We start from the raw sequence: 3,092 nt of genomic DNA on the forward strand, positions 1-3,092 counted from the left end.
TACTTGCCGTCCTGCGGCTTGGCCTGCGGGTCGCTGCCCACCACCACCGTCACCATGCGATCGGGCTGCAGCTTGCGTGCGAACGCGGCCTTGATGTCGGTGGCGGTCACGGCATTCATGCGCGCGGTCCAGGTGTCGAGGTAATCGAGCGGCAGGTCGTTCCAGGCGATGTTGGCGACGTTGCCGATCAGCTTGCGGTTGCTGTCGAGCAGGAGCGGAAAGCCGCCGATCAGGTTGTCCTTCGCGGCCTTGAGCTCGTTCTGCGTGGGCCCCTCGGCGACGAACTTCGCGAGCACCTCGCGCGCCACCTTCACCGCCTCGACCGCCTGGTCGGGCCGGGTCTGGAAGCCGACGCGGAACGCGCCCGCGTCGAGCCCCGGCGCGAAGCCGCTGTAGACGCTGTAGGTCAGGCCGCGCTTCTCGCGCACCTCGTCGGTCAGGCGCGACACGAAGCCGCCGCCGCCGAGGATGTAGTTGCCGAGGTTGAGCGCGAAGTGGTCGGGGTCCTTGCGCGGATAGCCGGGCTGGCCGATGTAGACATGGGTCTGCGCCGACTCGAAGGGAATGCGAACCTCCTTCGATTCGGCCAGCGCCGGCACCGGCGCGATCGCGGGCAACGGCGTGCAGGCCTCGGGGCCGGGCAGCCGCGACAGCATCGCGTTGGCGATGCCTTCGGCCTGCGCGCGCGTCACCGCGCCCACGATGCTGAGCTTGGCGCGGCACGGCACGATCAGTTGCTGGTAGCGCTGGCGCATGGCCGCAGTGTCGATGCGCGCGAGCGTGGCCTCGGTGGTCTGCTGGCCATAGGGATGGCCGCTGTAGACCGCGGTCGCGAAGGCACGCGCCGCTACCGTCGCGGGCTTGGTGTTGCCCTCGCGGATCGAGGCGGAAAGGCGTTCGCGTTCGCGCTGCCAGATGTCGTCGGGGAAGGTGGGTTCGCCGATCACGCGCGCGGCCAGCGCCACCGCCTTGTCGAGCAGCTTGGGGTCGGCGAGGCTGCGCAGCGTGTAGCTGGTGCGGTCGTTGCTGGCGCTGACGTCGAACTCGGCGCCCAGATCGGCCCAGGCCTCGCCCAGCGCGTTCTGGTCGAGCGCGGGCTCGCCGTCGCGGCCGGCGCGCACGCCCTTCTCGACCATGGTCGAGCTCACGCTCGCCAGGCCGGCCTGGTCGGCGGGATCGCGCCGGCTGCCGGCATCGAAGTCGACCTCGACGTCGACGATCGGCAGCGCCTGCGAGGACACGAGGTAGATCTTGGCGCCGTTGGCCAGCGTCCAGTGTTCGATCGGCAGCGCGGCCTGCGCGGCCAGGCCGGCGAAGCCGAGCATGGCCAGCACGCCGGTGCGCAGCAGGCGGCCGGCGGCGGCCGGCTTGGAATGGGAGAGGGACATGGAGATCTGACCTTCGAGCGATGCGGCGGCGTTCAACGCAGTTCTCCCGCGGGAGCGGCGAAGCCGCGGGCACGGGGCCGCGCATCGGGCGGCAGCGGGACCAAGGTGGCCACGGTGAGCTGGTCGTCGCCGAAGTACTTGGCGGCCACCGCCTGCACCTGCGCGGCGGTCACGGCCTGCAGCTTCGCGATCATGCGCGGGTCGGCATCGAGCGGCAGGCCCTGCACCCAGTTGCTGCCGAGTTCGCGCGCCTGCGCCATCACCGAATCGCGCTTGTAGGTCTCGCTCGCCACCCACTGCGTCTTGACGCGCGCGAGCTCGGCCTCGCCCACGCCTTCCCTGGCGATGCGCGCGACCTGCGCGCGCAGCGCGGCCTCGACCTGCGCGGCGGTCTTGCCGGCCGCGGGCACGCCCGCCAGACCGAACAGCTGCGGACCGCGTCCCATCAGTCCCGAATAGGCACCGGCCGAATCGGCCACGCGCTCGGGTCCCTGCGTGAGCGCGCGGTCGAGCCGCGAGCCGGTGTAGCCGTCGAGCACGGCCGACAGCACCTCGAGCGCCCAGGCGTCGCTCTCGGCATCGATGCTCTCGAGCTGCGGGATGCGGAAGGCCAGCGAGACGTAGGCCTGCTCGGCCGGCGCCTTGAATTCGATGCGGCGGATGCCGCGCTGCGGCGGCTCGATGCGCGGCTTGCGCACCGGCACCGCGCGCGCGGGGATGCCGCCGTAGTACTTCTCGGCCAGCGCGCGCACCTTGTCGACGTCGACATCGCCGGCGATCACGATCGCGGCATTGGCGGGCACGTACCAGCGGCGGTGGAACTCGCGCACGTCCTCGGGCGTCATCGCGTCGAGGTCGCTCATCCAGCCCACCACCGGCCGGTGGTAGGGCGAGGCGATGAAGACGGCCGCGCTCTGCTGCTCGCCGAGCAGGGCGCGCGGCTGGTCCTCGGTGCGCATGCGGCGCTCTTCCTTGACCACCTCGATCTCGCGCTTGAACTCGTCGTCGGGCCACTGGTTGTTGGCGAAGCGGTCGGATTCGAGCTTCATCACCTGCTCGAGGCTGCCGACCGGGATCTGCTGGTAGTAGCCGGTGTAGTCGCGCGTGGTGAAGGCGTTCTCCTGCCCGCCCAGCGCCGCCACGCGGCGCGAGAACTCGCCGGGCTTGATCGACTTGGTGCCCTTGAACATCATGTGCTCGAGCGCATGGGCCACGCCCGAGGTGCCGTCGACCTCGTCGATCGAGCCCACGCGCACCCAGACCATCTGCACCGCGGTCGGCGAACGCCGGTCGGGCTGCACGATCAGGGTCATGCCGTTGGAGAGGGTGAACTGCTGGGGACCGGGGGCGGAGGCAGTGGCTGCGGTGGCCGGGGGCGATGGCTGTTGCGCCTGCGCGGGCAAGCCCCAGGGCGCCGCGAACGCCAGGGCCAGCACCGCACCAGACGCAGCGCGGCGTGGCGAGGGGTGTTTCATAGAATGGCTCCGATTCTAAAAAGCGCCCGATGTTCAGTTTCTTCAAGAAAAAACCACCCGCGGAAACGCCCGAAGCACCGGCCCCGCAGGCGCCAGCGATCCCGCCGGCCGAACCTGCCCCCGCCGCGGAGAGCGCGCCCTCACGCTCGGTGTTCTCGCCCTCGAGCTGGTTCGGCGCGAAACCGGCGGCGAAGGAAGTGCCGGCCGCGGCACCGGTGGCGCCAGTGGC

The 3,092-nt window shown here is 71.0% G+C and carries 2 protein-coding genes and 1 pseudogene; 1 reads left to right on the top strand and 2 read right to left on the bottom strand.

Annotated elements, in window-relative coordinates:
• On the bottom strand, positions 1 to 1,325 hold a 1,325-nt coding region (locus AC27VN_RS37175; RefSeq protein ID WP_490879886.1), incomplete at its 3' end, for a M16 family metallopeptidase.
• Positions 1,326 to 1,420: 95 nt separating this feature from the next.
• On the bottom strand, positions 1,421 to 2,863 hold the full coding sequence (locus tag AC27VN_RS37180; protein ID WP_208512974.1) for a M16 family metallopeptidase: 1,443 nt from the start codon (positions 2,861 to 2,863) through the stop codon (positions 1,421 to 1,423).
• Between the two features lie 29 nt (positions 2,864 to 2,892).
• Here AC27VN_RS37180 and AC27VN_RS37185 point away from each other — a divergent pair.
• A pseudogene (locus AC27VN_RS37185) lies at positions 2,893 to 3,092 on the top strand (signal recognition particle-docking protein FtsY); the annotation flags it as partial.

The organism is Variovorax sp. 20P10.2.4 (assembly GCF_058244205.1).